The 1145-nt window shown below is 48.7% G+C and carries 1 protein-coding gene and 1 pseudogene; both read right to left on the bottom strand.

Annotated features, from left to right (window positions below; genetic code table 11):
- Window positions 1-405 (bottom strand): annotated as a pseudogene (gene potC / locus ACTXGO_RS14230) (spermidine/putrescine ABC transporter permease PotC); the annotation flags it as partial.
- On the bottom strand, window positions 405-1145 hold a 741-nt coding region (locus ACTXGO_RS14225; protein WP_443574972.1), incomplete at its 5' end, for an ABC transporter permease subunit. The gene ACTXGO_RS14225 and the pseudogene potC, both read right to left, overlap by 1 nt.

Here is a 1145-nt window from a genome sequence, read left to right as displayed (position 1 = left end):
AAAGCCAAGCTGCAGACCAATTAATAAAAACAATGCTAGTAAAGATATCGCCAGCACAATCTCAGGCGACATCATCAGCACAAAGAGCAGGCCGTTTAATAGCCCTTTACCGCGAAAGTTATAACGATGGAGCGCAAGGGCAGTCAGCGTGCCTATCAAGGTGGAGACAGTGGCGGCGACCAATCCCAAAACGATAGAGTGCCAAAACGCATCAAGCATCGCTTGGTTGTTAAACAGTGACTCATACCACTTCAGGCTAAAGCCGCCCCAGTTATAGCCAATCTTGGACTTGTTAAAAGACATCACGACCAAGACAATAATGGGCAGATATAACAAAGCGTAAATCAGACCCAGATAGCCTTTAGCGGCGATGCTACCGATACTTACTGTACGAGGTTTAGACATTAGGCCACCTCGTTAAAATCAGTCTTGCCAATACGGCGAGAGCTTGCGCGGTAGGCGAGTAATAGCACTGCCATAGCGAGAGTCAAAAGCACACTTGCTGCCGCCCCGAAGGGCCAATCGCGGGCATCCAAAAACTGGTTTTTGATGATATTACCAACGAGCAAATTACGCGAGCCGCCTAAAATGTCTGCAACATAGAACATACCCATTGCAGGGAGCAATACCAGTAGCACGCCTGAGATAATCCCAGGCGTGGTCAGTGGCAGTACCACATGCCAAAAGGTTTGGGTTTTGGAGGCGCCCAAATCCTGTGATGCCAGCAGCATGTCACTGCGTAAATCGGTAAACACCGCATAGAGCGGTAGCACCATAAATGGAAACAGCAAATAGGTGAGACCTGCGATGACCGCGCCTTGGGTGTACAAAATATCGATGGGCGCATCGATGACGCCTATCGCGAGCAGGGTTTTATTGATGAGTCCATTATTGGCAAACAGCAGCTTGAGCGCATAAGTGCGCACTAAAGAGTTGGTCCAAAAGGGCAGGATAAGCAGCATCATAAGCAGCGGCTGCCAGTTGCCTTTGGCTTTTGACACCAGCCAAGCAAAAGGATAACCGAGCACTAAGCAAATGATGGTCGTGATACCTGCCATCCAGAGTGAGTGAACGAAGACCTCAAAATATAGCGGATCAACTAGGCGTATATAGCTCTCAATAGTGACCGGCAAGCTGATAAACGC

This window comes from Psychrobacter sp. T6-1, assembly GCF_052258445.1.
The sequence above is the reverse complement of the archived record's forward strand: the minus strand, read 5'-3'. Positions and strand labels throughout refer to the sequence as shown.